This is a genomic window from Paenibacillus sp. EPM92, assembly GCF_016586185.1.
GTDB lineage: Bacteria > Bacillota > Bacilli > Paenibacillales > NBRC-103111 > Paenibacillus_G > Paenibacillus_G validus.
Window position 1 is genome coordinate 1 of record NZ_BCPS01000019.1, and the last position, 26,743, is coordinate 26,743.

Sequence of the window (26,743 nt, forward strand, 5' to 3'; positions counted from 1 at the left end):
CTGACTTGCTCATTGTTGAAGCTAGCTGAGATATTACTATCTCTTATTTAAAGCACTCACTCGATGTTCAGTTTTCAAAGGGCAATTGTCCGACAAAGCCGCGTCGTTACGCCATTTCTTCTTTGTCGTTTATTGTCGCTTCGTTTAGCGGCGACTTTATTAATATATCACATTTCACAACATTATTGCAAGCTTTTTTTAAAACTTTTGATTTGTGCTGCTTGCGATTATACGATGACCCAAAGTTTCAAGGCTGTTAAAACCGCCAAGCCCGGGATTCCCAGAATGCTCACGATCCCCACTGTCACCGCATTTAACGGAAGTTCGAAGTGTGTATAAGGGGTAAACAGATTCATAATATACAACAAAACAGCCGCAAACACAACATGTAAAGATAAGGCACCCAGCCATTGAATGGCAAACCGGTTACGAAGCAGCAGCAGGGCCAGCAAGCCGCCCGAACCGATCATCAGCCCCCACAACAAATAAGCCTTCACGACGACCCCTCCCTCACGCGGCTGGCGCATACTTCGGCCGCCGAAATATGAATGTTTTTCGCCTGCTTGATCAGCATCTCGAATCGCTTCTCTGCAGCTTCCAGCGCATAGATGGCATAATCGATCTGCTCCTTCTCAACCGCATAGTGAAAGCGCCGTTCTGCAACCTCCCATTCCATATGAGCACGGCGTATTTCCTCGACAAGCTGCACACGCTCCTCAAAAAGCGCCGCCTGCTCCTCTTTTCTCTTTCCGTTCCCCCACCAGCTAAATCCACCCCGCCTGCTCCATTTCAGCACGCCGCCAGCCCCCTCACAGTTTGTCCTATAGTACATACATATCGAACAAACCAGCGGCTTAGAACCAAGAAAACCGTCCGAAACAAATTAGCCGGATCATCCTGCGCCGTGCACCCCCAACGTTTCGAAGTACGCGCAGGGTTCCGCAAGCCGAAAAGTGCGGAAATTTCGATGGCGCAGGAGAAACAACAAAAAAAGCCTTACCGTTGCCGCGCAGCAGACCGAACCTGCCGCTAGCAAACCGTAAGACTTTTCTGAAACACGATTCAATTAAAGCTCCCTGCGACCTTCGAGCGCTTTGGTTAGCGTAACCTCGTCAGCGTATTCCAAATCTCCTCCAACCGGAAGTCCGTGGGCGATTCGAGTCACTTTAATGCCGAAGGGACGTACGAGTCGCGACAAATACATAGCCGTCGCTTCTCCTTCAATGTTCGGGTTGGTGGCCAAAATCAATTCCTGCACCCGCTCGTCACTCAGCCGCTTCAACAGATCGGCGATCCGGATCTCATCGGGACCGATCCCTTCCATGGGCGAAATCGCACCGTGCAAGACATGGTAATAACCGTTGAATTCCTTCGTACGCTCCATGGCGACCAGATCCTTCGGTTCCTGCACCACGCAAATGGTGGATACATCCCGGCTCTTATCCTGACAAATCCGGCAAGGATCCGTGTCCGTAATATTGCAGCATATCGAGCAGTAGTGCAGGTTTCGTTTGACGTTTACAAGCGCTTTGGCAAAATCGATCACATCGTCTTCTTTCATCCGAAGCACATGGAAAGCAAGACGCCCTGCCGTTTTCGGCCCAATGCCGGGCAGACGCGAGAATGAATCGATCAGCTTGGCTAACGGTTCCGGATAAAACAAAAGAGTTGCTCCTCACTCGTTGAAGTCAGTCCGAAAGGGGCAGATGCGATTAGAACAATCCCGGAATGTTCATGCCGCCTGTCAGTTTGGACATTTCTTTACCCGCCAGTTCTTCGGCTTTGGACATCGCGTCGTTAATGGCCGTCAACACCAAATCCTGCAGCATTTCGACATCGTCCGGGTCTACCGCTTCCGGCTTAATCGCAACGCCGATCACTTTCTTCTGTCCGTTCACCGTAACGGAGACAACACCGCCGCCGGCCGTACCTTCAATTGTTCGAGTAGCCAAATCTTCTTGAGCCTTAAGCATTTGTTCCTGCATTTTTTTTACTTGTTTCATCATTTGGTTCATGTTATTCATGTTTTATCACTCCTTATTCGTCTTTAATTTTGACCAATTCGCCGAACAGTTGAATCGCCTCGCTGATCCACTCTTCCTTCACAGCACCGCCGGGACCTTCATCCTCGGGAATCAACTCCAGCACTTCCTTGGGAGCATCCGCAGACTTCGTTTGCTCCGTTGCCGCCTTCCAATCCTTAAGCATAACCGTCACCAGCCGATACGGCTGCCCGATCACTTCTTGAAACGCCTGCTCGATCAGCTGCTTGTTGGCCGGTCTCTCCGACGTTTCGCGATGCATAGCGCTCTTGAACGCAACAAGCAGATTCGTGTCCGAAAGACCTACCGGCTCTCCGTCTACAAGCCAGGCATGCACCGTTATTTTCAGTTCCTTCACCCGGCCGAGCACTTGGCTCCATTGCTGCGCCGCATGGCGGAACTCCGGCGAATCTATGCCGGCCACATAAGCATCCAGCTTCTCGATCGAGCGGCGCGAAACGGCCGGAGCCGGAGCCGATCTTCCTCCGCCACTCGAACCGCCGGCCGGGGCCGCGCCGCCCCCAGGCGCCACGCCCTGTTTCACGAGAGCAGCGAGCTGACTCTCCAATCGCTCGATCCGGCTCAAAAGCTGTCCGACCAAGGCGTCCTGCCGTTGAATCGTTTGGCCGTCGCCCGAACCCGCCGAAGCCGTATCGGCTCCGCCCTGACGTCCGGTAACGGGCGAGCCGCTGCACAGCTTCATCACGGCGACTTCCAGCAGGGTTTGCGGCTGTACGGAGTATTTCATTTCCGTCTGATAATAGTTTAGCGTATCAATCATTGCGATTAACGCTTCACCTGTGAAACGTTCCGCTACCGCAGTAAACCGTTTCACGTCCAAAATCCGTTCGGTGAGCGCTTCTGAATTCGGAACCATCTTGACCATCAACAGATCGCGGAAATAATAAATTAGATTTTCCATGCATTTGTCCGCGCTCTTGCCTTCTTGCATGAACGCGTCGATTAGAGCGAGCGCCGCACCGATGTCACGATCTTGAATCGCTTGCGCCAGCTTCTCGAATTGGTCCGACGCCATGCCTCCCGTAATGGAGAGCACATCCTCGTAAGTGACACGTTCGCCGGAAAAGGCGATAATCTGATCCAGCAAACTGAGCGCATCGCGCATTCCGCCATCCGAGAGCCGCGCGATAAAGGCAAGCGCGTCCTCATCGATTGCGATTCCCTCTTTCGCGCACACTTGACGGAGCCGTTCAACTTGCTCTTCCAGCGCAACGCGGCGAAAGTCAAACCGTTGACAGCGGGAAATAATCGTCGCCGGCAGCCGATGCGGCTCGGTCGTCGCGAGAATAAACATCACATGAGCCGGCGGTTCTTCCAGCGTCTTCAGCAGCGCGTTAAACGCTTCCGTCGTCAGCATGTGCACCTCGTCGATAATATACACTTTCTGGCGCACTTCGGTCGGCGCGTATTTCACCTTATCGCGGATATCGCGAATTTCCTCGACGCCACGGTTGGACGCAGCATCGATCTCGACGACGTCCATCACGGCGCCTTCGGTTATGCGCAAACACGCTTCACAGCGGTTGCAAGGCTCGACGCCCGGACCATTCAAGCAGTTAACGGCTTTGGCGAGTATTTTCGCCGCACTCGTCTTCCCGGTTCCCCGGGGCCCGCTGAACAAATAAGCGTGACTGAACCGCCCTTCACGCAGCGAATTTTGCAAGGTTTGGACAATATGCTTCTGGCCGACCATGTCTTGGAACGACTGGGGTCTCCACGTACGATATAAGGCGATATGTGCCATCTTGCCCTCTCCAATGAATGTTTATCCCGTTCATTATACTACACTTGGATTTAGGTTTGAAGCAATCCCTCATGGAAAAGGGATGCTGACGGTGAAGGTGGTGCCGAAACCTTTGGATGAAACCCGGATATGCCCCCCAATGTCATGAATAATGCGTTGGCAAACCGACAACCCCAAGCCCGTCCCCTCCGCTTTGGTCGTAAAAAAGGGATCGAAGATTTTATCGATGACGTACATCGGAATCCCGGGACCGGTGTCGTGAATATCGACGCTTACCCGGCGCTCCTCCGGATCCATCTTCTCCGTTATGGTCAGATACCCGCCATCGCCCATCGCCTCAATACCGTTCTTGCATATGTTCAAAAACACTTGCTTCAAATGTTCGCGGTCCGCAATGACGCGCGGCAGGCCGTACACCGCTTCGTACTGTACCGTGACCTTATGTAAGATGGCTTCATTATTAATAATCGGCAGCAGCTCGCGTACCACCTGCGATACGTCGACCTCCTCGTAGGTCGCGTTCTTCGGCTTGCTCAAAAGCAAAAACTCGTTCACGAGCTCATTAATCCGGTTAATTTCCCTAAGCATCACGTCAGTATAGTCGCTTTCCCGAATCATACCCTGCTCTTGAAACGTCTTGCGGAACACCTGCAGGAACCCTTTAATGGAAGTAAGCGGATTACGAATTTCATGGGCGGTACCGGCTGCAATTTGGCCGATCATCGCCAGTCGGTCGCTTCGCTGCACCTGCTCTTCCAGCGAACGCAGATTGGTCACATCCTTGAACATGATGCAAGCGCCGACAACCTGCCCCTGTTCGTCCCGAAGCACATTAGAGTCCACCAACAGCTCGTACCGCTCCTGATTGTTCGTCCAGGACACCGCTTGATTGCGCACGACCATGCCGTCCAAAATACGGGGGTCTACAATACGGTGCTCGGCGGGGAGATCCTTGAATACGTAGTCCATCGGCTTATGCAGCACATGCTCGCGCTGCAATCCCAACACCCGGCACGCCGTATCGCTGATGTCGATCAGTTGAAAATCAGTGTTCATCAAGATGACGCCCAAATTGACATCCTTCAAAAACATATCGGCGAAACGTTGAAGCAAGCTCAATTCCTGCCGCACGTTTTGCCACCCCCCATTATATAGGATCTGAAATCGACTGCTCTCCAAGCCCGTCATACCAACGTTCTCCAGTTAACTTTAGTATACATTCTCCTCTTTCCTTTATTTTCCTTCCCTGTAAGACAAAAAAACGTCATCAAGAGTCAAAATCGACCCCGACAACGTCATCGTTTATTTATTTCATAGCGAAAATAGTTAAACCGTGCACCTACTTCGATATTACGATCCAAGCGGAATTCTTATCGTCAGCTCAAGTTAGGCTTCCCTTCGGCACATGAAACATCCCGCTTACGGCTGCTTCCTTCCGGACCTGACCGGGTTCACGGGCATCCATTGCGAAGGACCCGACTCTCAACACCAACTTTAAGACCCAAACCTTACATCGCAATACCTCTAGAAGGCGTTCGACCCCGCTACAGCGGATTGCGGGTTACAGGGCACCGCTACCTCCCCGTCTAGCACGGCAAAATTAAGTATAGTCGAATCGCGGACAAATAGCAACCGTAGGGATTTATTTAGCAGTGACGGTAACCTCCGGGTCGTAACGAGGCGCTTCGGCCGCCAGCGTGCGCTGTACTTCCTCTCCCAAACGGCGCAGTTCCTCGCTTGAGGTTCCTGGCGGCGCCAAAAGCCGAAGACGCGCGCTCGTCCCGTTCAAGCGAATCGATTCCACCGTTAACTGCGGATAGTGCGATTTTACCGCTGTTTCCATCACAAGCATATCCGATTGATACGTCCGATATCCGTTCGTTAGGGGCATGTTCGGATTGGCTTCGGTGATGCCCAGATAACCGTCCGCGGAGTGCGTTTTTACCTCCGGTGAAGCATTCTTTTTCTGGCAAGCGGTAAGGCCGGGCAGTACGAGAAGCAGCAGACAAAGCCATAGAACCGTGATTTTCAACATATATAAAAACACCTCCTGCAGCGCTAAGATCTACAATCTTAGGATAGCCACAGAAGGTGCGCTTATGCTTGTAAGCGAATGGCAATGAATTAGATGCCGTATTTCTTTTTGAATTTATCGACGCGACCGCCGGCATCCAAGAATTTCTGCTTACCTGTGAAGAATGGGTGGCAAGCGGAGCAAATCTCTACGCGGAGGTTTTGCTTCAAGGATCCCGTTTCAAACGTGTTACCGCATGCGCAAGTAACCGTTGTTTGATAATATGTCGGATGAATCGCTGCTTTCATTGACCTTTCACCTCTTTTGCCCTGAAACACCATGTGAATCAGAGTTATCATAAATACACAAAGTGCATTATACCATGTCCATTAGCTCCGCTGCAAGTGTTTCTTGCGCTTGTCCGTCAGCTCGCTGGGAATATGCGTGTAAGAACCAAGAACGACGCCCGGCAGCTCCTCGCGGAAGATCTCGAGCATCTGCTTCATGCCGTACCGTTCGCCTTGCGGCTGCGGGATAAGCTGCAGGTAGCTCTCCGGATCGATGTTCAAGTTCCGAAGCTGAATCAGCTTCAGATCGGTGCGCCGCACAAATTCAATCATCGCTTCCATCTCTTCCTCACGGTCGGTAACCCCGGGGAAAATCAGGTAATTGATCGAAGTGACGACGCCCTTGTCCGCCGCGTAACGCAGCGATTTCTCCACGTTCTTGAGGGTATACCCCCGCGGCTTGTAGTAGGCGTTATAATGATCGTCCAAAGCGCTGATCGTGCTGACCCGCATCAGATCGAGCCCCGCATCGACGATACCGCGGATATGATCGGTCAAACCCGCGTTCGTGTTGATGTTGATATACCCGATATCCGTACGTCTGCGCACCTCGCGCATCGCTTCGATAATAATTTTCGCCTGCGTGGACGGTTCTCCCTCGCATCCTTGGCCGAAGCTGATGATGCTCTCAGGCGTCTTCAAGTGCTCCAGCATCACCTGCACAACTTCATCAACCGTCGGTTTGAAGTTCATGCGTGTTTGCGGTGCCGGAAACCCGCTATCCTCCGGCTGCTCGGAAATGCATCCGAAACAACCCGCATTACAGGAAAATGAGACCGGTACCGCTCCTTCCCAACGATTGAGGAACGTGTTGGAGGCGGTTAAACATTCGTAACCGAGCGCACAATTCGATAAGTGCTGATAAAGACGATTTTCCGGATAACGCGAAAGCAAGCTGTTCACTTGAACTTCCAACTCATCCGGATCGCAGTTGCGCGGATTCCACCGTTCGGGATCATCGCTTGCTTCCGCCGCTACATAGAACGTACCGTCCTTCCACACGACCGCCGAGTAACCGAAGAGCGGGAGCACCTTGCTCTTATCCGTCTTGGCGTAGCCCGGCAGCAGCAAGCGGGTAAACCCTTGCGGCAGCAGCGCGCCGACGGCGTTCACTTCGCCGGGCACAACCTCCATCGCGCCCGTCCGGGCATTCAGTCCGATCGGGCGGGTGTCCGGCAAGCTGACGAGTGTGGCCCCTTCCGGCAGCGGAATGAGCTCTTCTTCCAATAGTTCCGTCACGAGCTCGCCGTTCCGACCGAGTGCAATAAAGTCCGGGTGATCGTAAACGTGGCCGTCCGGTCCGGCATATACCAAATTCATCTTGCTGTCCCTCCTAGGAGACGGAGTGTTTCACGCGCCGGGAAGCGCCTCCGTTGCCGCCGGATCCGTTGCCATTCGTGGTGTCCAGCGTTTCCAAAAATTCTTGATTCGTTTTCGTGTCGGCGAACTTCTTGAGGAACGCCTCCGTATATTCATAGGAATCGTTCATGTTTTTGCGGATTGCCCATACTTTATCCAGCTCTTCCTTGGTCAACAGCATCTCTTCGCGGCGCGTGCCGGAACGACGAATGTCGATCGCCGGGAATACCCGGCGCTCCGCCAGCTTCCGATCCAAATGAAGCTCAAGGTTGCCGGTTCCTTTAAACTCCTCATAGATGACTTCGTCCATCCGGGAGCCCGTCTCGATTAGCGCCGTCGCAAGAATCGTCAGGCTTCCGCCCTCTTCGATATTACGGGCAGCCCCGAAGAAACGCTTCGGACGATGGAACGCCCCGGGATCGATACCCCCGGACAATGTGCGTCCTGTCGGAGGAACAACCAGATTGTACGCCCGCGCAAGACGGGTAATGCTATCCAGCAGGATGACGACGTCTTTCTTATGCTCCACCAAGCGGGTAGCTCGCTCCAACACAAGCTCTGCCACTTTAATATGATTTTCCGGCAGCTCGTCGAAGGTAGACGCAATGACCTCGCCTTTAACGGAACGCTGCATGTCGGTCACTTCCTCGGGCCGTTCATCAATCAATAACACGAAGAGTTCTACGTCCGGATGGTTGGTGGAAATGCTGTTGGCGATTTCTTTTAACAGCAGCGTTTTCCCTGCTTTCGGCGGCGCTACAATCAATCCGCGCTGTCCGAAGCCGACAGGAGCCAATAAATCCATCAAACGGGTGGAAAGTTTCGTAGGGGTCGTTTCCAAAACTAATTTCTTCTGCGGATAAAGTGGAGTGAGTGCGGGAAAGTGAAGCCGTTCCGCCGCCGTCTCCGGGTCTTCGCCGTTCACGGCTTCCACATGAAGGAGTCCGAAATACCGCTCGTTCTCTTTGGGCGGTCTGCATTTGCCGGACACCAAATCACCGGACCTCAGATCGAATCGGCGGATTTGCGAAGCCGAGATGTAAATATCCTCGGCACTCGGCAAATAGTTGATCGGCCGCAAGAAGCCGAAGCCTTCCTGCAGCACGTCCAGCACGCCTTGCATAAACATTAAACCGCTTTGTTCCGCTTGAGCGCGGAGAATGGCGAAGATCAATTCCTTCTTCTTCATTTGACCATAATAAGGAATTTGATACTTCTTGGCGAGCTTGTAAAGCTCGGTCAACTTCAGCGCCTCTAACTGCGCCAGATGCATATCCATAATTGTACCAACCACCAGCCTATTATAATTTCTATTATGTGAAAATATACTCTAGCCATGCCCAAAACATATCTCATCTATACCCGGAATCCAACTCTAGTCTTCTTGACGCCAAACTTCCGCGCCCAAATTTGATAGATTGGCAACCAAATGGTCGTACCCGCGATCGATGTACTCGACGCCTGTAATTTCGGTCGTTCCTTCAGATACGGTTAAACCCGCGATAACGAGCGCCGCGCCCGCCCGAAGATCGGTCGCTTTCACTTTCGCCGCGCTCAGCGGACCCCCTTCGATGATGGCGGAACGACCTTCCACTTTGATTTTGGCGCCCATACGCGCAAGCTCGGGTATATGCTTGAATCGGTTGGAATAGACAAAGTCGGACAATATACTAACGCCGCGCGTTTGCGTAAGCAAGCTGCTCATCGGCGACTGCAGATCTGTAGCGAAGCCCGGATACACGAGCGCCTTCACATCCACACTTTCATATTCCGGCTGGCCGACCACACGGATCGACTCGTCCATTTCGTAAATATGGACCCCCATTTCCTGTAGCTTTGCCGTCAAGGCCTCTAAGTGTTTCGGAATTACATTGTCCACGATAACGTCGCCCCGTGTGGCGGCGGCCGCGATCATGTAAGTTCCCGCCTGTATCCGATCGGGAATGATCGAATGCCGGCAGCCGTGCATGCCATCCACGCCTTCAATACGGATGGTCTCGGTGCCCGCGCCTTTGATATTAGCCCCCATGGCATTCAAAAGTGTTGCTACATCTATGATTTCAGGCTCTTTTGCCGCGTTTTCGATAATAGTGACGCCTTTAGCCCGTGAGGCTGCCAGCATGATGTTGATCGTCGCGCCGACGCTGACGACGTCCAGATATATTTTCGCGCCGCGCAATTGCTTCGCGCGGATATGCAAAGCCCCATTCTCAGTCGTAACTTGTGCCCCCAGCGCCTCAAAACCTTTTATATGCTGATCGATCGGTCTTGGCTCGAAATTGCACCCGCCCGGCAATCCAATCACCGCTTCGCCGAAGCGGCCCAGCAGCGCACCCATCAAATAATATGAAGCGCGCAATTTTTTTACGTTTCCGTTGGGCATATGCCTGGATACAAGCCGGCTCGGGTCAATAACCATTTGGTCCCCATCCCACCGAACCGTAGATCCCAATTCCTCGAGCAGCTCCGTATAAATGGCCACATCGCTGAGCGTAGGCAAGTTGTCCAAGGTTACTGCAGTTTCCGATAAAATCGCGGCCGGAATAAGCGCGATGGCGCTGTTCTTCGCTCCGCTGATTTGAACAGTTCCCCGCAGCGGGCGCCCGCCGGCGATCATCAATTTCTCCATTCGATGTCGTTCCTCCCACTTCCCACTTTAAAGCATAAAAAAAACAAAACAAAAGAGACATATCAACCTTGGTCGGACGGTAAGTATAGTGAATTACATAGGAAGAGAAGGGAAATACACCTCTGCCGGTGTATCTCCCGTATGTGTTTTAGGCTTGGTTGGAGCTGCCGAACAATACAATTTTGGATTTCACAACTTCAACCATAGCTTTGCGGGCAGGAGTGAGGTATTTACGAGGATCATACACTTTCGCATCTTTGTTCAATACATCGCGGATCGTTTGCGTACAAGCCACTTGATTCTCCGTGTTAACGTTGATTTTGCCAACGCCCGCTGCGATCGATTGCTTGATCATCTCATCCGGAACGCCGGAACCGCCGTGCAGGACAACGGGAACCGGAATGGCGCTGGCGACCTTCTCGATGATGTCAAAACGGATGTTCGGCTCGCCCGCGTACATGCCGTGCGCCGTACCAACTGCGATTGCGAGGCAGTCTACGCCTGTTTCCTCGTAGAAACGGATCGCTTCTTCCGGCTTAGCCAGGTTCGCATCGGACTCATCTACGCTGATGTCATCCTCTACGCCGCCGATCGTGCCGAGCTCGCCTTCGACGGAAACGCCCATCGCGTGCGCCGCTTTCACGACTTCTTTGGTCAAGCGGATATTTTCTTCAAAGGAATAGTGGGATCCGTCGAACATGACAGAGCTGAAGCCCGCGCGGATACATTTCATCGCGACTTCAAAACTGCTGCCGTGGTCCAAATGAAGCGCGATCGGCAGCCCGGATTTCTTCGCCGCAGCTTCCGCAATCGCCACTGTAAATTCCATTCCCATATATTTCAGCGCCCCTTCGGATACGCCGAAAATAAACGGAGAATTCAGCTCTTGAGCTGCTTCCGTAATCGCTTGGGCAAACTCAAGGTTATTCATGTTAAATTGGCCAACGGCATATTTACCTGCTTTGGCTTTCGGTAGAAATTCATTCATTGAAACAAGTGGCATGGTGTTCTTCTCCTCCTTTTATATGTTGACCGTGCCAGAGAGCGATCCGCTCTCCTGTCATACTGCGCTATTATATCATAGATGGGGACAAACATTAAACATGAAATCCCCGATCGCGCACCTTTTGTGGCAGAAAAAAAGAGACCCTTCTCAGGATCCCACGGCGAATGAATTGTTATTAGGCGATCTTAACTGCTGGTTGACAGCCTGACGCAGTTCGTCGATGTCGAACGGTTTGGTGAAATGCATGATCGCGCCGAGGTCGGTCGCTTCCTTAATCATGTCGAGTTCTCCGTATGCCGTCATCATGATGACTTTAATTGAAGCGTCGATGCTCTTGATATGCTTCAGAATATCAAGGCCGTCCATACCAGGAATTTTCATATCCAACAAAACCAGATCGGGCGATACGTTTCTGACGATCTCGAGTGCAAGTTTACCGTTGGAAGCTTGATACGTTTCATATCCCTCGCTGCTAAATACTTCCATCAACAAAATGCGGATGCCGTTCTGATCATCGACGATGAGAAGCTTCTTCTTCATATGGTACCCTCCCATTTCCGTTTCCATAGGTCTGGAATTTCCGTCCCTGATTTGTCATTCTTTGTTTTGTATTCGCTACGCAAACATTGATTCCTGCCTGTGTACCGAAAAATGTTTTGAAAACTTTAACAAATCAAGCAACAATTTCAGATACGCCCTATGCATGCGGGAGTGCCGCCAAGTCAGAAGCCCTTATTAACGGGCTTGCTGATAGGCTGCTTGTACGAAATGTTTAAAGAGCGGCTGCGGACGGTTCGGCCTGGACGTAAACTCCGGATGGAACTGCACGGCCAGGAACCACGGATGATCCGGACATTCGACAATTTCGACGAGACGTCCGTCCGGGCTCGTGCCCGAAATGACAAGACCCGCCGCTTCGATGGAATCGCGGTACTCATTATTGAACTCGTAACGGTGACGATGGCGCTCATACACAAGCTCTTCGCCGTAACATTGCACGGCCAGCGAACCTTCCTTCAGCTTGCACGGGTACAGTCCGAGGCGCATCGTGCCGCCCAAGTCCTCGATGTCCTTCTGTTCCGGAAGCAGGTCAATGACCGGATACGGCGTCGTCGGATGAATCTCCGAGCTGTTCGCGCCTTCCAGCCCTAAGACCGAACGGGCGTATTCCACTACAGCCACTTGCATGCCGAGACAAATGCCGAAGAACGGAATTTTGTTCTGACGCGCATAACGGATCGCGGACACTTTACCTTCGATGCCGCGGTCTCCGAAGCCGCCCGGCACGAGAATGCCTTGAACGCCTGACAGCAGCTCGCCCACATTGTGATCAAACACTTCTTCGGCGTTAATCCAGCGAATCTTCACTTCGGTATCGGAAGCGATGCCGGCGTGGCCTAGCGATTCCACGATACTGAGGTAAGCGTCGTGCAGCGCCACGTACTTGCCGACGATGGCGATTTCGGTCGTCGTCTTGAGCGATTTGACGCGGCCGACGAGCTTCTCCCACTCCGTCATATCCGGCTCGTTCGTCGTCAGCTTCAGGTGGTTGACCACAATGTCATCCAGCCCCTGCTCGCGAAGCATGATCGGCACTTCATATAACGTTTCCGCGTCGATACATTCAATTACGGCGCCCGGGTCGACATCGCAGAATTGAGCCAGCTTGCGCTTCATGTCTTCGGCGAGCGGATGCTCGGTACGGCATACGATGACATGCGGCTGAATCCCGATGCTGCGCAATTCCTTAACGCTGTGCTGCGTCGGCTTCGTCTTCACTTCGCCCGCCGCTTTCAAATAAGGAATCAGCGTCACGTGAATGTACATCACGTTCTCGCGGCCGATATCGCTCTTGATTTGGCGAATAGCTTCCAGGAACGGCAAGCTCTCGATGTCGCCTACCGTACCCCCGATCTCGGTAATGACGACGTCGGAGTGCGCTTCGCGGCCGGCGCGGAATACCCGCTCTTTAATTTCGTTCGTAATGTGCGGGATGACCTGCACGGTACCGCCCAAATATTCGCCGCGGCGTTCCTTCGCAATGACGGACGAATAAATTTTACCCGTCGTCACGTTGCTGTTCTTGGACAGGTTAATATCGATGAAACGCTCATAGTGCCCGAGGTCGAGGTCAGTCTCCGCACCGTCGTCGGTTACGAACACTTCGCCGTGTTGATACGGACTCATCGTTCCCGGGTCGACGTTAATGTACGGGTCGAACTTCTGGATCGTGACCTTCAGCCCGCGGTTCTTCAGCAATCTGCCGAGCGAAGCGGCCGTAATTCCTTTACCCAACGAGGAAACGACGCCGCCCGTCACGAAAATATACTTGGTCATTATGTAAAACCTCCCTAGTTTAGCATGCCAAATTTGTCGTAAAAAAAAGAAAAAGCCCCCGCTGTCGGCGGGGCACTTTTCATAGGAAAAGACCGTGTAGGTCTAAACGTCCATCTAAAGCCCAGAAAATAGTTTACTCTGAACGGTACACACTGTCAAGGACAACCGACAAATGGCAGATGATTACTTCCCGTCCTCGTCGTCGTCCGAATCGTTATCAGCTTCGTCCAACTCTTCTTCCTCATCGGACTCTTCTTCATCGATCGCCACTTCATCGAGCTCTTCTTCTACAATTTCTTCGTCCTCGAAAAATTCGGTCTCTTCTTCGATTTCTTCCTCCGTATCGAATTCGTCGCGAGGCGTATCGTAAGAATCGTATTCCTCTTCTTCGACAAACGTATCTTCTTCCTCGGCGAACAGATCCTCGTCGTCCAAATCGTCATCCTCATCGTTGATGATACGCGGACGTTTGCCGCTGCCCATGGAATCCTCGGATTTCTCGACCGGATACCAGCGCTTCAGCCCCCACAAGTTCGTTCCGACGCAGGCGAAGCGGCCGTCGATATTGATCTCAGTATATAGTTGAGCAATGACTTGCATCACTTCATCATCGGACAATCCTTTAATCTTGGCGATTTCCGCCATCAAATCCCGATAGTAATACGGCGTGTTCGCCGCTTTCAAGAGCTCGAACGCCAGATCCACCATTGGCATTTCTTTGGCTTGCTCCGCGCTCATTTTAAGCAGGTTCTGAGCACTCATTACAGGGCACATCCCTTCCGACATTATCAAACAGTTTCATCCGGCGGCTGGCCGCCTTCATACTAAAATATCCACTATCTCCAATAAGTAAACCTTATTTTATGTAAAAAAGCAACTGGTCTGCCGCAAGTCCCGCGCAAGTTTCCGGGTTATCCGTTACTAATGAAACAAAGGACCTCGCCGCTGAGCTGCCGGTCTGGACCGGAGGCTTCAGCAAGCGGGATCCTTCGTCCCGACTGTAACCCACAAAGGCGAGAGAGCGGCCCGTAACCGTTTCCGCGCTTTGACCCTATAGAAAACGGAGTTAAAGAACTCCCTCTCTAAATTATCGTATGTATCCGGCCAAACTTTGACACGGTTGGACACCCATTTATTTTTTATAGGAACATGCGTTTATACGCAAGGAAACGCCCCTACATAAAATAACGCATGGAATAGCCCTAAGTTGACGTCCAAAGCGCCTATGAATCTTCATTTTTCAACATCGCCTTCGGATGAAAAATGCTTTGGCACGATTTTCATAGTAGGGGGGGATCGACTCTGGATCCATCGTCATTCGCCGAATGCCTGCATCAAGCCATGAAGGACACGGCAGAGCTTGAACGTCGGCACATTATCCGATTCGCGACCGCCCAAGATTACGACGCTTTCGCATGTCATATGAACCTCAAGTCGAAATCGTTTCCCCAGCTGCGCCAAGTCCGGCCGCTGCGCTTGATCCGAGCCATCTCCTGTCCGCTGAGCTCCGTGGACAGGATCGCGTCCGCTCCCTTCGTTCAGTCGGTCGAAGCCGATGTGCGCATCCGCTTACACGCACGGGGCCCGAGCTCCGGCTCGTCTTCGCTGTACGCGGGCACACCGGCTGCCGCCGATCCGGAGGCCGTCAAGATCCCTTGGGGCATCCGCCATATCCGCGCCCCGGAAGTATGGTCGAAATCGAGAGGCGACCAAATCCGTATCGCCGTTATCGACACCGGCGCCGATTATTCGCACCCCGATCTGCGTCATTGCTTATCTCGGGGCATCAATGTGTTGAGCCACCAGCCGTACCCGATCGACGATAACGGCCACGGCACGCACATCGCCGGCACGATCGCCGCTTATACCAACCAACGCGGAATCGTAGGGGTTGCGCCGCAAGCGTTGATTCATCCGGTGAAAGCATTCGACAACCAAGGCGGCGCCTTCGTCTCCGACATCGTCAAAGGCATCGATTGGTGCGTGGCGAACGGCATGGATATCATCAACATGAGCTTTGGCATGAGAACGTACAGTAAAGCGCTTGAAGCTGCCGTGCTCAGCGCCTATCGGGCCGGCATCATCGTCATCGCGTCGTCCGGCAACGAAGGCAAGCGGGCCGAGATCGATTACCCCGCCCGCTTCCCCCAAGTCATTGCCGTCGGCGCCACGACCCGCCGCGGACGGATCGCCAGCTTCAGCAACGACGGCAAGCAAATCGACATTTATGCGCCGGGCGAGAACATTTATTCGACCTGGCTGCAAGGCAAGTACCGGGAGCTGAGCGGCACGTCGATGGCCACCTCGCACGTGACCGGCGTCGTAGCGCTGATGCTTTCCCTCAAGCCCGACCTCAAGCCGCTGCGCATTCGCATGCTGCTTCGCAAAAATGCGCGTCTGATCCTCAAGCCCGGCAAACGCGACTGCATCAAGGAGCTTCATGCGCTGCGCACAGTCAGCGCCTTATTCCGGAAAAAAAATAATAATAGATCAACCGTGTGTTGGGGAGGCGGTCAACTCGATGGCGTAGTCGCCGGCCGCTTCACCCATAACCGTTAAGTTGTAAGCCCAGCGTAAGGTAACTGGCAGCGCCAGTCCTTCCGCCCGCTCGACGGACAAGCCGTGCGTGCGCGTCTCGATCTCCATTCGGCCGTGCGGCGTCTGCATGTACCCGATATGGCGGCGACCGGCGGCAATCGTCTGCTCGAAGCGCACGTCGCCGAACCGTACAATGCGGATTTCATCCGCTTTGACCTGCAGCGTCGTCACCGTATGGCCCATCTCCGCTTCCTCAGGCTCTTCGTACCGGATATAATAGTGGTCGCCCTTCGGGAACCATTCGCCGGTCATATCGCGCACGATGCGTTCGCCCCCCAGCGTGCTTTGCAGGCGGATACGGACCGCAATCTTCCCTGACCCGGCCGGCCCCTCTAGTTTGGTCATGTTCTTCATCTCTTTCGCAAAACGTATTCAACCGGGCGTTGTCTATTTGACCCAAGGTTATATAGACGGCTTACCCGGACAACCAGCTCCCGTCTTATATAACAAGGAACGATACGGATGTCAAGGTTCATTCGGGAAAACAAGTAAAACGAAATCTTATCTGCCGGGCAGCAAAAAGGAAACCTAAGCGGCCCCTGCTGCGTCTAACGTTGTACATGGTTTCATCACGATGCCGGAGGCCTATTCCTACATGATACCGAACCCCTCTCCCAGAAAGCGCAAGCTGACGAGAAGATCATTTTTGAAAAAGGCGGCTTTGATCGTGCTCGGCACGATGGCAATTCCGCCAACCGCCCTCGCTTACGCCCGTTACGCCGAGCCGAAATGGCTTGACATCGTCCGCTTGAAGCTGGAAGCCCCGCGCTTGCCGCAGGCGCTGAACGGTTTAACCGTCGTCCAGTTCAGCGATACGCATCTGGGCTTTCATTATAACGCGGAAGACTTGGAGCGGTTGGCGGAGACGATCAACCGACTGAATCCCGATCTGGTCTGCTTCACGGGAGATCTCATCGATTACGCGATCGGCGCCGACGGCCCCGCCTACGCCGAAGCTTTAGGCAGGATGCAGGCCAAGCTCGGGAAATTCGCGGTGCTCGGCAATCACGATTATTTCAGCGGCCCGGCGAACGTCGCCAGGACGCTCGAAGCCGGCGGCTTCCGTACGCTGCGCAATGCCGCTTCCCACGTGCAAAGCGAGAGCGGAATGTTCTGGGTAGCCGGTGTGGAAGATATGTGGCACGGCAAGCCGGATATTGGGAAAGCACTGGAAAAGGTACCGAAGGATGCATTCACGCTGTTGCTGTCGCATAGTCCGGATTTCGCGGACACGGCGGTACAGCACCCGGTCGATCTGCAGCTGTCCGGGCACAGTCACGGCGGTCAAGTGAGACTCCCGTTCTATGGGCATGTAGTGACGCCGAAATTCGGCAAAAAGTATGTCATCGGCGAATATGCGCTGGGCGCCAATCATTTCCGTTTATATGTCAACCGGGGCATTGGCGTTTCGCAGCATCCGATCCGGTTTCTATGCAGGCCTGAATTAACCTTCATTACTTTGCAGCGCGGGTAAGACGCACCTGCCCTGCGAACGGCTAAAGTCAATCCAAGATACAGCTCTCCAGCCCCATTTCCCTGTACGGCTTCTACGGGTCGCCCGACCAGCTCTACAAGCAAATCGGGCATGCCCCGAGCCGTCCAGTCAACCCAGCGACGGCAATCGCATCAATGACCCCGTACATCGGCGAGCTGTCGATGGTCAAAGAACACCGCAAGCCGGCCGGCTGCAGCGTTCGGCTCCAACGAAACCAGCGCCGGAACACCCTCGGGACTGCAGTGTCTGCGGATCCGCTCGATCGGGGCATTGGCGGTTCGCTCAACCCGACGCACCCGAACCCCTTCGTCTCCGGGTACGTCTGTCAGCGTCACCTCGACCAAATCATGCGGCGGATTATGAGGCCCCTGGAATGTGACGACGCCAACGGTCACTTCATGTTCCCTGTTGCTGCGGTTCAACTGCCGAATTTGCAAAACACGCTCGCAGTAGAACGGTTCGCGGACACTTTGCATGAGCAAGGGCAGGTAGCGCACGATCAGCGTCTCCTCAAGCAGCTGCTCCTTCGTCGGCGATGACGGCTCATCAGCCGAAACGGACAGTGTGGCGGCAAGCAGCAGAAATCCCGACGTCAGCCCCAAGGCGACTCGCTTGATGATGGTGAACTCCCCCTTGACTCGATTTGGGGATATTATGGCCAACCCGCCGCAGCATCACTCAAGGGAAGGAGCAATCGCGCCGCAGCCCCGATGCTTGCCGGCCAAACGAAAAAAAGCCGGCCCCCCGCCCTAAGGCGTGAAGTCCGGCCTCAACTCTTGTTCAACCGCTGTGCAGCTGCTCTCGCTTACTTCACCAGACCCAGCAATATTTCGCGCATCAGCTTGCTGGCGACGATCTGTGTTTGCTCCGTCGGGTCGTAGGCGGGAGCCACTTCCACGATATCGGCGCCGACAAAGTTAAGCTCCGACGCAGCCATCGCATGAATGGCAGCGAGCAGTTCCTTCGACGTAATGCCGCCCGCTTCGGCGGTACCGGTACCCGGTGCGCAGGACGGGTCGAGCACGTCGATGTCGATCGTCAGGTAAACGGGACGGCCGGCAAGCTCCGGCAGCACCTTTTTCAACGGCTCCAACACTTCGAACGGATAGAAATTGATGTGCTCGCGCCCGAACTGGAACTCCTCGCGGGAGCCCGAGCGGATGCCGAATTGGTAAATATTCTTGCCGCCCATAAGCGCAGCCGCTTTGCGGACCGGCGTCGAGTGGGACAGCGGTTCGCCTTCATAGTGCTCACGCAGGTCGGCGTGCGCATCGATATGAATCAACGCAAGATCCGGGTACTTCTTGTACACTTCCTGGATGACCGGCCAAGAGACGAGATGCTCGCCGCCAAGACCGAACGGGAATTTGCCGTCCGCGAGCAGGCCGCTTACGTATTCGCCGATCACTTCCAGACTCCGTCCGGCGTTGCCGAACGGCAGCAGCAGATCGCCGGCGTCGAAATACGTAATATCCTCCAAGCTTTTATCGAGGTACGGGCTGTATTCCTCCAGACCGATCGACACTTCGCGGATGCGCGCCGGGCCGAACCGGGAACCGGGACGGAAGCTGACCGTATAGTCCATCGGCATGCCGTAAATGACGGCGCGGGAGGACGCATAATCGTCGGAGCTGAGAATAAAGACGTTACCGGAATATTTTTGATCGATTTTCATGTGGATTACGTCTCCCTCAGCCTATTTCGTCAAGTCTTCCACGAATTTCGGAAGCGCGAATGCCGCCTTGTGCAGGCGCGGCGTGTAGTATTTCGTATCGATCTCCGGAATGGCCGTTTCGTCAACAGCCAGCGGATCGTACTTCTTGCTGCCCATCGTGAACGTCCACAAACCGCTCGGGTATGTCGGAATATTCGCCACATACACGCGCACGATCGGGAAAATTTCCTTTACATCGCGATTGACGGTTTGGATCAAGTCCGCTTTGAACCAAGGGTTGTCCGTCTGTGCCACGAAAATGCCGTCTTCCTTCAGCGCGTCGAAGATGCCCTTGTAGAAGCCTTGCGTGAAGAGATTCACGGCTGGGCCAACCGGCTCGGTGGAATCGACCATGATGACGTCGTACGTGTTTTTGTGCTCGTGGATGTGCATGTAACCGTCGTTGACGATCACTTGCACGCGGGGGTTGTCCAATTCGCCGGCGATCGAAGGCAAGTATTGCTTCGAGTACTCGATGACTTTGCCGTCGATTTCGACAAGCACAGCCTTCTCCACTTCCGGGTGCTTCAGCACTTCGCGGATGACGCCGCCGTCGCCGCCGCCGACCACGAGCACGTGCTTCGGATTCGGGTGTGTGTACAGCGCCGGATGCGCCACCATTTCATGATAAACGAACTCGTCTTTAACCGTCGTCATCACCATGCCGTCGAGCACGAGCATTTTGCCCCATTCGGCAGTGTCGATCATCGCGAGATCTTGAAAATCGGTTTTCTCCGTAACCAGCGTTTCTTTAATTTTGGCGGTGATGCCGAAGTTCTCCGTTTGCTTCTCTGTATACCATAATTCCATTGCGCGCAAGCCACCTTTCTGAGTTAACGAACCGCGGGCCTTACATGTCAAATTGTATTATAGTAGATTACCCTGAAAATGCAAATACGAACGCGCTCCGGAACGGTAAATTTAAAAAAAATTAACGTTTTGGACACAGCCGGCTGAATACGTCTTTCTATGTTTTTCCATACTGGTTAATAGCACTTATCGTGAGCATCTTACCGCATCGCTCTTTCCGCAAGGAAGGAGCGGTCGCCAAGGAGGGTCAGCTATTGTCCGGGCAACGCATTACCGATGCCGACGAATTTCACCATAGTCGCAAAAAGGGACGCTTCCGCACGTTCCTGTCGTTCACCTTCACCTGCCTCATCCTCGGAGCCGCCTGCGGCATCGTGGGGCTGCTGTTCATGCGTTCGCAAGCGCTGCCCGTCTCCAAGATGGCGGCGGCCTCGGAGCTGTACGACGTGCACGGCAAGTTGATCGAAGCGTACGGAGGAGGCGGGAAAAACTCGCAAACCGTGCCGCTGCAGGAGATGGCGCCCAGCATCGTGGAGGCGACGCTGGCGATCGAGGACCGCAGCTTCTACGACCATTACGGCTTCGATCCGAAAGGGATCGCCCGCGCCGCAATCGTGAACCTGCAGCATATGTCCAAAGTGCAGGGCGCCGGCACGATTACGCAGCAGCTCGCGCGCAATATGTACTTGACCCATGAGCGGACATGGTCGCGCAAGCTGAAGGAGACGTATTATGCCGTGCAGATGGAGCTGCAGATGAGCAAGGATCAAATTTTGGAGCAATATTTAAATCAAATTTATTACGGCCATTCCACATACGGCATTCAATCGGCTTCCCAGCTTTTCTTCGGCAAGAGCGCCCACGATCTCACGTTGGCCGAGAGCGCGCTGCTGGCAGGCATTCCGAAGGGACCGCGCTATTATTCGCCTTATTATGACCTTGAGAATGCGCTCGGGCGTCAAAAGACGGTGCTGCAGACGATGGTCGAAGCCGGTTACATCACGCAGCAAGAAGCGGATAAGGCGGCGCGCGAGAAGCTCAAAATCATGCCGCTGGAGGCGAAGAAAACGACGGTGACCGCCCCCTACTTCCGCGACTACATTCGCAGTCAGGCGACCGAGCTGCTCGGCATCGAGGAAAAAGAATACGAAGATATGGGGCTGCGCATCTTTACCACGCTCGACTTGAATGCCCAGCAAATCGCGGAAGAAGTGATCCGCAAACAGCTGGAGCCTTACCCTGAGCTGCAAACCGCGCTCGTCTCGATCGATCCGCGCAACGGGTATGTAAAGGCGATGGTCGGCGGCCGCAGCTATGCGGACAACCAGTATAACCGGGCCTTCGCCAGTACTAGGCAGCCGGGCTCCTCGTTCAAGCCGATCGTCTATTTAACGGCGCTGAAGGAGAAGCAGTTCACCCCGGTCTCGCGTTTCAAAAGCGAACCGACCACGTTCACCTACGATCAGGGCCGCAAATCCTATACGCCGAGCAATTACGACGGCAAGTATTTCGATTGGATCGACATGCGGACGGCGATCGCCAAGTCGGACAATATTTTCGCCGTGCACACGGCGCTGGAAGCCGGACCGGACCGCGTCATCGACATGGCGCGCAGGATGGGCATCACGAGCCCGATGGAGCCGCTGCCGTCCCTTGCGCTGGGCGTGTTCCCGGTGAGCCCGTACGAGATGGCTTCCGCGTTCGGCATCTTCGCCAATCAAGGGGTGCGCGCTGCGCCGACGGCCATTCTGCGCATCGAGGACCGGCGCGGGCGGGTGCTGTACGAAGCGAGCCCTTCGGAGGAAACGATCATTGAGCCGGCCTACACGTACGTCATGACGCAGCTGATGGAGAGCGTGTTCGATCAGGGAGGCACGGGCAGCCGCGTGTCCAGCGTCCTGAAGCGTCCGGTCGCCGGCAAAACCGGCACAACCAACACGGACGCCTGGATGGTCGGGTATACGCCCGAGCTGTCGACGGCAGTCTGGGTCGGGTACGACAAGGACCGCAACATCGGTAATGTCGAATCGCACCTGGCGGCGCCGATCTTCGCCGAGTTCACGGAGCGGACTCTGGAATCCGTGCCTCCGAAGATGTTTCCGATTCCCGAGGGCGTGGTCAGCGTCTACATTGATCCCGCAACAGGCAAGCTCGCCAACGACAGCTGCCCGAAATCGCGGATGGAAGCCTTCATCCAAGGCACGGAGCCGAAGGAATACTGCTCGCAGGAGCCGGTGAAGGACGAGCCGGTTAAGCAGGATCCGGGCAAAACCGGCGGCTCGTGGTGGAACGATTTGAAGCGCTGGTGGGCGAGCTGACAGCTGCAATGGCACGCAAGCAAGCGGCCGGCGGCAAGGGCAGACGGTTGAGGTTGATGCAGGCGCAGCTGTACAGACGCATTGGCGGACTGTTGATAGCCTGGACAGACCCCGCGCGCGTAAACAGGCGCAGGGTAGCGTTGGCAGAAGGTTGACGGCAGGTCAAACATAGGCGGCAAGAGGGGCTCCCGGCAAGCCGGATCGTTGATCCGTTTGCCAGAGGGGTCCTTTTCGTTTGAACGCTCGCCTTTCCGGTGATAACGACAGACGCGCGGCGGAAATAACGGAATTGTCCCGTGCTAGCGATCGCGCAGCCCCTCATGGATGTCAGGCGCATGGCCGCTTTGGCGCAGAAGGCCCGGCTTCGCCGGACAACACAAAAAGGCAGACCGAGAGGTCTGCCTTCCTGCTGTCCTAGTATATGATGCATATACTAGGCATTAGTATACATCGTTATGGATGGTGACACAATACCGTCACATAATGTACAAAAATTTAAGCAAGCGCCGTCTTAAGCGACTCGTCCGACCGTTCCCACATCCCCGGATCGTTCTCGATCAGCAGGTTTTTGAGCAGCGCCTTTTCCTTCTCTCCCAGATTGTCGACCATAATTTTGCGCTTGAGCGCATAGTCCATCCGGTTGACGTGATCGGCAAGAACTTTCCAGCCGCGGCGGTTGTCCGGATCGACGGTCATCTCGCAGGAGGTTACGCCGGCGTAATATTTGCCGTCCTCATGGAAGTCGACGGCCACCCAAACGATCCAGCAAGGCCGGCCGTTCGGCACTTCATCCTTGTTCGGCGAAAACTTGATTCCCTTCTCCACCCTGCTCTTCGCATGCAGCGCGCCTAAGTCCAAGTACGCCTCGTCTCCATCGATAATAACGCTGGACAATTGACTTAAATCAATCGAGCCCTGCCCGAAGCCGCGGTGCTTCGTTTCTTTTTTATTGACGATATTTAAAGCCGGCAGTTTCTTCTTCTCGCCAGACTCCGCATTCGCCTGTCCGCCGGCGCCCAAATCCTTTGTATCCACCGTTACATCCCCTTCCTTTCACTACCTTCATAGATTTAACGTCTACCCGTCTTTCTTTTATTATCCATGAAACAGTGAGGCTTGACAATTTTTTGTTCATGGTTTCTTGTCCCGTTACATATACATGCCTTAGATGCTTGTCAACGGGGTGAAAATCGATGAGTAAACGACTCGGCAACCGACTTGCCATATGGGGCTGCGTGACGGTCCTCGCCTGCAGCAGCGCCCTGCTGCCAGGCGCGATTTTTTCGAACGAAATACGGACAGGCGATGCGGACGGAGGCTGGCAGCTGCCCTACAGCGCTGTCACTGCGGCTTCCGCCAGGCCGGACGCCTCTGCGCCGGGCCCTCTTGCCCTGAAGCCGACCCGCACCGCGGGCGAGCATGCGCACGCGGTGGTCGCGGCGCCGGCCTGGCCGTCCGCCCGGGGGCAAGCGGACGGCTCGTCCACCGGCTTATTCCTGCCTGGCAGCGAAGCGCTGCCGGTCAGCGGGCGGGTTACCGAGCCTGCGGCGCCTCCGCCCGCGCCGCCGAGCTTGCCGGCGAGGCCGGTTGAGAAGCCTTCGCCCAGACCCTTGTCCAACCGCATCGTCGAATACCACCTGAACGCTGAGTTCGACGCCGAGGGCAAACTGATTCACGGCACCTCCTCCCTCACTTGGAAAAACCCCGGCAGTGTCCCGGTCCAGGATCTGTACTTCCACTTGTATCCGAATGCGTTCGAATCGAAAAAAACGACGTTCATGCAGGAGTCCGGCGGCAAGCTGCGCGAGGATGCAAGCACGGAAGACAACTACGGGAGCATGAAGCTCATTTCCATTCAAATGCTGAACGGGAATGAAACGGAGCTGACCGACCGGATCGAGTACGTGCAGCCGGACGACGGCAACGTTCATGACCGGACGCTCGTGAAGGTGCCGCTGCCGAAGGCTGTCGCCCCGGGCGAGCAGGTGACGCTGCTCACCTCGTTCACGGTGCAGCTGCCGCAAGTGTTTGCGCGTATGGGGTACGCCGGCGACTTCATGATGGCGGGGCAGTGGTACCCGAAAATCGCCGTCTATGAGCCCAAAGGAACGCGCGGGCAAGCGGAAGAAGGCTGGAATTTGCACCAGTATCACGGGAACTCCGAGTTTTATGCCGACTTCGGCATCTACAATGTGAAGCTGCGCGTGCCGGTGGGCTATACCGTGGCGGCGAGCGGATTCCCGACCAAACCTGTTGTGAACGACGGCAAGACGCGGCTCTATACCTTCTACGCCGACGACGTTCACGATTTCGCCTGGGCCGCCTCACCGAACTTCGTCTACTTCGAGGAGCCTTATGCCACCAAGGATTTGCCTGGCGTCCGGATCAAGCTGTATCTCGATCCGAAGCACGAGCATCTGAAAGCGCGTTATATGACGGCCGCGAAAAAAGCGCTCGCCCGCTATTCGGAATGGTACGGCAGCTATCCTTACTCGACACTGTCCATTGTCGTGCCTCCGGAGAACGGCAACGGCGCCGGCGGTATGGAGTATCCGACGCTCGTCACCGCTTGGGGAGCAGGCGAAGACAACCCGAGCCTTGAGCTCGAACGCGTCATCGTTCATGAGATCGGGCATCAGTTTTTTTACGGCATGGTAGCCAGCAACGAATTCGAGGAAGCCTGGCTGGACGAAGGGTTCACGTCCTACGCCGAAGATAGGCTGATGGAGAAAGAGTACGGCGTGCGTTCGAACCGTCTCGTCGAATCGAGCTACATCACCGCCCCTGCTTCACTCAAGCTGAACGCCTGGAACTATGCGGGGCACGGCAACTACGCCGAGAATGTCTATACCCGGGCCAAGCTCGTGCTGAAGGCGATAGAAGGGCAAGCGGGCCAGGAGACGATGAATAAAATTATGCGGACGTACTTCCAGCGCTGGAAGTTCAAGCATCCGTCCACCGAAGATTTTCAACGCACCGTGGAAGATGTGACGAAATCGAGCTGGAAAGAATTTTTCGATCAATATGTGTACGGCGGCATGATGGCCAATTATGAAGTGGCGGGGATCCATACGAAGAAGATGACGGAGAACGGCCAAACGGTGTACGAGAACAGCGTCAAACTGCGCAAGCTCGGCGGCACCGTCCCGAGCGTCCCGGTTCGATTCCACTTTGCCGACGGCACGCAAATCGATAAGACATGGAACGGCTCTGAGAGCGAAATCATCTACAAGCTGACGCATGCCGCGCCGCTCGACTGGGCGGCGATCGATCCGCAGCATACGATCGTGCTGGAAAACAAGCGGATTAACGGCTTTATGAAGACGAACGTGGATACGAAGCTGTCCGTCCGCTGGAATATGGGCATCGTTAAAATACTGGAGACCTTGTTCGGCTGGGTCGCGTGGTGAGGAGGGTTCGTACACATGTGGAATCGCGTTAAATCGGGCTGGTCGATCGCCTGGGGGCAGCCGTTCGCCGTCTTCACCTTATTTGTATACCATCTGGCTTGGGGTATCGCCCTCTACAAGCTGGTCCAGTCGGTTGTGCTGCCCTTGCTTCACCGCTACCCGACGGAGCTGTCGAAGGAAGCCGTGCAGCTGTTCTGGATTGAAAGCCAATTCCAGCTGATGAAGACAAACCTGATCGAGCCCTTCCTCTGGTGGGGACTAGCGCTGCTTGCGCTTCGGATGCTGCTGCATCCGTTGCTGAATGCCGGTGTCTACTACTCGCTTCAGAACCGTGACATGAACGCCGGCTACCGGTTCGTGGAAGGCATCCGCAGGCTGACGCTGCCCTATTTCGGATTCTACGCCGCTCAACTGCTGCTGACGCTGGCTCCGCTCGTATGGCTCGTACCGCTGGCCACCGAGCTGTTCGGCTCGCAAGTGTCCTACTCGGGGCTTGTGCGCGCGCTGCTGCCTGTACTTTCGGCGTTCGCAGTCTACCTGCTGCTCATCCAGCTCGTCTTCATGTACCTGCAGATCGGCAAAGCAAGCGGACGTTCGATGCTGTTCACCTGCCTCTTTATCGTCCGCCACCTGCCGGCAATCGTACTGGCCGCGCTTACCGTGCTCGGTCTGGGGCTTCTGGCGACGGCGGCCGTGATGGCGGCGTCCTTCTTCTGGGCCGGCTTCCTGGCCCTGCTCGCCGTCCAGGTGTTCCGCCTGGCGCAAATGTTCTTTAAAGTATGGGCGATCGGCACGCAATTCGCGCTTTGGACGGAGAAAGCGTAGCGGCGTGCGCGACGCACGGCGAAGAGGCCAAGGACGCAGCAGCGGCCTTGGCCTCGCTGCGCGATATCTCCCGA

Annotated in this window: 26 protein-coding genes and 1 other RNA gene; 6 read left to right on the forward strand and 21 right to left on the reverse strand. The window is 54.8% G+C overall.

Translation table 11 applies throughout. The annotated features are described in order from the left end of the window. Positions 1-227: 227 nt before the first annotated feature. The 16 genes from JMF85_RS03030 to rpoE form a co-directional block, all read right to left on the reverse strand. Positions 228-497, reverse strand: coding sequence for a pro-sigmaK processing inhibitor BofA family protein (locus JMF85_RS03030; protein ID WP_127609516.1), 270 nt, complete (start codon positions 495-497; stop codon positions 228-230). Next, positions 494-796 carry a DUF2508 family protein gene (locus JMF85_RS03035; RefSeq protein WP_054800470.1) on the reverse strand — a complete coding sequence of 101 codons (303 nt, stop codon included), beginning with the start codon at positions 794-796 and terminating at the stop codon, positions 494-496. The genes JMF85_RS03030 and JMF85_RS03035 overlap by 4 nt, the downstream gene beginning before the upstream one ends. A 270-nt stretch (positions 797-1,066) precedes the next feature. Continuing rightward, positions 1,067-1,663, reverse strand: a complete 597-nt coding sequence (gene recR / locus JMF85_RS03040; protein ID WP_054798093.1) for a recombination mediator RecR — start codon at positions 1,661-1,663, stop codon at positions 1,067-1,069. 49 nt (positions 1,664-1,712) lie between these two features. Then, the gene (locus JMF85_RS03045; RefSeq protein ID WP_054800469.1) at positions 1,713-2,024 is read right to left on the reverse strand and encodes a YbaB/EbfC family nucleoid-associated protein; all 312 of its coding nucleotides are present in this window, start codon (positions 2,022-2,024) and stop codon (positions 1,713-1,715) included. Positions 2,025-2,037: 13 nt separating this feature from the next. After that, positions 2,038-3,807 carry a DNA polymerase III subunit gamma/tau gene (gene dnaX, locus JMF85_RS03050; RefSeq protein WP_054798092.1) on the reverse strand — a complete coding sequence of 590 codons (1,770 nt, stop codon included), beginning with the start codon at positions 3,805-3,807 and terminating at the stop codon, positions 2,038-2,040. 69 nt (positions 3,808-3,876) lie between these two features. Further along, positions 3,877-4,938 (reverse strand): ATP-binding protein, encoded by a 1,062-nt coding sequence (locus tag JMF85_RS03055; RefSeq protein WP_141336645.1) that lies wholly within the window; start codon positions 4,936-4,938, stop codon positions 3,877-3,879. A 200-nt stretch (positions 4,939-5,138) separates the two neighbouring features. After that, an RNA gene (gene ffs, locus JMF85_RS03060) (signal recognition particle sRNA large type) lies at positions 5,139-5,402 on the reverse strand. A 47-nt stretch (positions 5,403-5,449) separates the two neighbouring features. After that, positions 5,450-5,842 carry a hypothetical protein gene (locus JMF85_RS03065; RefSeq protein ID WP_127609522.1) on the reverse strand — a complete coding sequence of 131 codons (393 nt, stop codon included), beginning with the start codon at positions 5,840-5,842 and terminating at the stop codon, positions 5,450-5,452. An 89-nt stretch (positions 5,843-5,931) separates the two neighbouring features. Further along, positions 5,932-6,129 carry a 50S ribosomal protein L31 gene (gene rpmE, locus JMF85_RS03070; RefSeq protein WP_127609524.1) on the reverse strand — a complete coding sequence of 66 codons (198 nt, stop codon included), beginning with the start codon at positions 6,127-6,129 and terminating at the stop codon, positions 5,932-5,934. An 81-nt stretch (positions 6,130-6,210) separates the two neighbouring features. Then, positions 6,211-7,488 (reverse strand): radical SAM family protein, encoded by a 1,278-nt coding sequence (locus tag JMF85_RS03075; protein ID WP_054798089.1) that lies wholly within the window; start codon positions 7,486-7,488, stop codon positions 6,211-6,213. Between the two features lie 13 nt (positions 7,489-7,501). Then, positions 7,502-8,806, reverse strand: coding sequence for a transcription termination factor Rho (rho, locus tag JMF85_RS03080; RefSeq protein ID WP_054800468.1), 1,305 nt, complete (start codon positions 8,804-8,806; stop codon positions 7,502-7,504). 96 nt (positions 8,807-8,902) lie between these two features. Further along, complete coding sequence (locus JMF85_RS03085) at positions 8,903-10,156, reverse strand: UDP-N-acetylglucosamine 1-carboxyvinyltransferase (protein WP_127609528.1); 1,254 nt, start codon at positions 10,154-10,156, stop codon at positions 8,903-8,905. A gap of 148 nt (positions 10,157-10,304) precedes the next feature. Next, on the reverse strand, positions 10,305-11,159 hold the full coding sequence (gene fba, locus JMF85_RS03090; protein ID WP_054798088.1) for a class II fructose-1,6-bisphosphate aldolase: 855 nt from the start codon (positions 11,157-11,159) through the stop codon (positions 10,305-10,307). A gap of 150 nt (positions 11,160-11,309) precedes the next feature. Then, the gene (locus JMF85_RS03095; protein ID WP_054798095.1) at positions 11,310-11,702 is read right to left on the reverse strand and encodes a response regulator; all 393 of its coding nucleotides are present in this window, start codon (positions 11,700-11,702) and stop codon (positions 11,310-11,312) included. Positions 11,703-11,897: 195 nt separating this feature from the next. Next, complete coding sequence (locus tag JMF85_RS03100) at positions 11,898-13,499, reverse strand: CTP synthase (RefSeq protein WP_054798087.1); 1,602 nt, start codon at positions 13,497-13,499, stop codon at positions 11,898-11,900. Positions 13,500-13,682: 183 nt separating this feature from the next. Then, the gene (rpoE, locus tag JMF85_RS03105) at positions 13,683-14,261 is read right to left on the reverse strand and encodes a DNA-directed RNA polymerase subunit delta (RefSeq protein WP_054798094.1); all 579 of its coding nucleotides are present in this window, start codon (positions 14,259-14,261) and stop codon (positions 13,683-13,685) included. A 579-nt stretch (positions 14,262-14,840) separates the two neighbouring features. Here rpoE and JMF85_RS03110 point away from each other — a divergent pair. Beyond that, positions 14,841-16,058, forward strand: coding sequence for a S8 family peptidase (locus tag JMF85_RS03110; protein ID WP_236595714.1), 1,218 nt, complete (start codon positions 14,841-14,843; stop codon positions 16,056-16,058). On the opposite strand, the gene JMF85_RS03115 is transcribed toward JMF85_RS03110, so the two are convergent. Further along, positions 15,990-16,442, reverse strand: coding sequence for a YwiB family protein (locus tag JMF85_RS03115; RefSeq protein WP_054798086.1), 453 nt, complete (start codon positions 16,440-16,442; stop codon positions 15,990-15,992). The genes JMF85_RS03110 and JMF85_RS03115 overlap by 69 nt on opposite strands. Before the next feature lie 250 nt (positions 16,443-16,692). On the opposite strand from JMF85_RS03115, the gene JMF85_RS03120 reads away from it, so the two are divergent. Beyond that, positions 16,693-17,571: a metallophosphoesterase gene (locus tag JMF85_RS03120; RefSeq protein WP_201317704.1), complete on the forward strand. Its 879-nt coding sequence runs from the start codon at positions 16,693-16,695 to the stop codon at positions 17,569-17,571. Positions 17,572-17,723: 152 nt separating this feature from the next. Here JMF85_RS03120 and JMF85_RS03125 read toward each other — a convergent pair whose 3' ends face one another. The 3 genes from JMF85_RS03125 to speE form a co-directional block, all read right to left on the reverse strand. Further along, positions 17,724-18,254, reverse strand: a complete 531-nt coding sequence (locus JMF85_RS03125; protein WP_201317705.1) for a DUF3888 domain-containing protein — start codon at positions 18,252-18,254, stop codon at positions 17,724-17,726. Between the two features lie 143 nt (positions 18,255-18,397). After that, positions 18,398-19,267, reverse strand: coding sequence for an agmatinase (gene speB, locus JMF85_RS03130; RefSeq protein ID WP_054798083.1), 870 nt, complete (start codon positions 19,265-19,267; stop codon positions 18,398-18,400). 21 nt (positions 19,268-19,288) lie between these two features. After that, on the reverse strand, positions 19,289-20,116 hold the full coding sequence (gene speE / locus JMF85_RS03135) for a polyamine aminopropyltransferase (RefSeq protein WP_054800395.1): 828 nt from the start codon (positions 20,114-20,116) through the stop codon (positions 19,289-19,291). A 254-nt stretch (positions 20,117-20,370) separates the two neighbouring features. Between speE and JMF85_RS03140 the strand changes: the two genes are divergently transcribed. Both JMF85_RS03140 and JMF85_RS03145 read left to right on the forward strand, forming a co-directional pair. Then, a complete protein-coding gene (locus JMF85_RS03140; protein WP_236595715.1) occupies positions 20,371-22,434 on the forward strand; it encodes a transglycosylase domain-containing protein in 2,064 nt (687 codons plus the stop codon). Beyond that, positions 22,401-22,589: a hypothetical protein gene (locus tag JMF85_RS03145; RefSeq protein ID WP_141336640.1), complete on the forward strand. Its 189-nt coding sequence runs from the start codon at positions 22,401-22,403 to the stop codon at positions 22,587-22,589. The genes JMF85_RS03140 and JMF85_RS03145 overlap by 34 nt, the downstream gene beginning before the upstream one ends. Before the next feature lie 340 nt (positions 22,590-22,929). Here the strand turns inward: JMF85_RS03145 and JMF85_RS03150 are convergent, their stop codons facing one another. Next, the gene (locus JMF85_RS03150) at positions 22,930-23,469 is read right to left on the reverse strand and encodes a YwhD family protein (protein WP_236595716.1); all 540 of its coding nucleotides are present in this window, start codon (positions 23,467-23,469) and stop codon (positions 22,930-22,932) included. A gap of 158 nt (positions 23,470-23,627) precedes the next feature. Here JMF85_RS03150 and JMF85_RS03155 point away from each other — a divergent pair, with 158 nt between their 5' ends. After that, positions 23,628-25,844 carry a M1 family metallopeptidase gene (locus tag JMF85_RS03155; RefSeq protein WP_127609536.1) on the forward strand — a complete coding sequence of 739 codons (2,217 nt, stop codon included), beginning with the start codon at positions 23,628-23,630 and terminating at the stop codon, positions 25,842-25,844. Positions 25,845-25,859: 15 nt separating this feature from the next. Next, a complete protein-coding gene (locus tag JMF85_RS03160) occupies positions 25,860-26,669 on the forward strand; it encodes a hypothetical protein (protein WP_127609538.1) in 810 nt (269 codons plus the stop codon). Positions 26,670-26,743 lie beyond the last annotated feature (74 nt).

Coding starts and splice junctions, on each gene's coding strand:
- fba (WP_054798088.1), bottom strand. CDS start 11,159: ATGCCACTTGTTTCAATGAATGAATTTCTACCGAAAGCCAAAGCAGGT.
- JMF85_RS03120 (WP_201317704.1), top strand. CDS start 16,693: ATGATACCGAACCCCTCTCCCAGAAAGCGCAAGCTGACGAGAAGATCA.
- JMF85_RS03110 (WP_236595714.1), top strand. CDS start 14,841: ATGAAGGACACGGCAGAGCTTGAACGTCGGCACATTATCCGATTCGCG.
- JMF85_RS03095 (WP_054798095.1), bottom strand. CDS start 11,702: ATGAAGAAGAAGCTTCTCATCGTCGATGATCAGAACGGCATCCGCATT.
- JMF85_RS03045 (WP_054800469.1), bottom strand. CDS start 2,024: ATGAATAACATGAACCAAATGATGAAACAAGTAAAAAAAATGCAGGAA.
- JMF85_RS03155 (WP_127609536.1), top strand. CDS start 23,628: ATGAGTAAACGACTCGGCAACCGACTTGCCATATGGGGCTGCGTGACG.
- JMF85_RS03085 (WP_127609528.1), bottom strand. CDS start 10,156: ATGGAGAAATTGATGATCGCCGGCGGGCGCCCGCTGCGGGGAACTGTT.
- speB (WP_054798083.1), bottom strand. CDS start 19,267: ATGAAAATCGATCAAAAATATTCCGGTAACGTCTTTATTCTCAGCTCC.
- rpmE (WP_127609524.1), bottom strand. CDS start 6,129: ATGAAAGCAGCGATTCATCCGACATATTATCAAACAACGGTTACTTGC.
- JMF85_RS03115 (WP_054798086.1), bottom strand. CDS start 16,442: ATGACCAAACTAGAGGGGCCGGCCGGGTCAGGGAAGATTGCGGTCCGT.
- dnaX (WP_054798092.1), bottom strand. CDS start 3,807: ATGGCACATATCGCCTTATATCGTACGTGGAGACCCCAGTCGTTCCAA.
- JMF85_RS03160 (WP_127609538.1), top strand. CDS start 25,860: ATGTGGAATCGCGTTAAATCGGGCTGGTCGATCGCCTGGGGGCAGCCG.
- speE (WP_054800395.1), bottom strand. CDS start 20,116: ATGGAATTATGGTATACAGAGAAGCAAACGGAGAACTTCGGCATCACC.
- rpoE (WP_054798094.1), bottom strand. CDS start 14,261: ATGAGTGCTCAGAACCTGCTTAAAATGAGCGCGGAGCAAGCCAAAGAA.
- rho (WP_054800468.1), bottom strand. CDS start 8,806: ATGGATATGCATCTGGCGCAGTTAGAGGCGCTGAAGTTGACCGAGCTT.
- JMF85_RS03075 (WP_054798089.1), bottom strand. CDS start 7,488: ATGAATTTGGTATATGCCGGACCGGACGGCCACGTTTACGATCACCCG.
- JMF85_RS03100 (WP_054798087.1), bottom strand. CDS start 13,499: ATGACCAAGTATATTTTCGTGACGGGCGGCGTCGTTTCCTCGTTGGGT.
- JMF85_RS03065 (WP_127609522.1), bottom strand. CDS start 5,842: ATGTTGAAAATCACGGTTCTATGGCTTTGTCTGCTGCTTCTCGTACTG.